The organism is Priestia sp. P1_B12_1, assembly GCF_056406695.1.
Genome location: NZ_JBFTZR010000078.1, coordinates 1 through 401 on the forward strand (window position 1 = coordinate 1; position 401 = coordinate 401).

The window sequence follows — 401 nt, forward strand, 5'->3', positions numbered from 1 at the left end:
GGCAAGAGGACTTGAACCCCCAACCTACTGATTACAAGTCAGTTGCTCTACCAGTTGAGCTACACCGGCACGGTGGTGGAGGATGACGGGATCGAACCGCCGACCCCCTGCTTGTAAGGCAGGTGCTCTCCCAGCTGAGCTAATCCTCCGTATATCATACACAATATTCATTGTATATAAGATTTTTATAAATGAGCCAAATAAAAAACCCCTAGACTCTTTTATAAGAGCATAAAAAGGGGTCTTATTCATTGCCTGGCAACGTCCTACTCTCACAGGGACAAAGTCCCAACTACCATTGGCGCTAAAGAGCTTAACTTCCGTGTTCGGTATGGGAACGGGTGTGACCTCTTCGCTATCGCCACCAGACAAGAGATTGCTCTCTCAAAACTAGATAACAG

Annotated in this window: 1 tRNA gene and 1 rRNA gene; both read right to left on the reverse strand. The window is 46.9% G+C overall.

From position 1 onward, the window contains the following. Nucleotides 1-73 precede the first annotated feature (73 nt). A tRNA-Val gene (locus tag AC1D0Y_RS29805) sits at nt 74-149 on the reverse strand. A gap of 104 nt (nt 150-253) precedes the next feature. Beyond that, a 5S ribosomal RNA gene (gene rrf, locus AC1D0Y_RS29810) occupies nt 254-369 on the reverse strand. Nucleotides 370-401 lie beyond the last annotated feature (32 nt).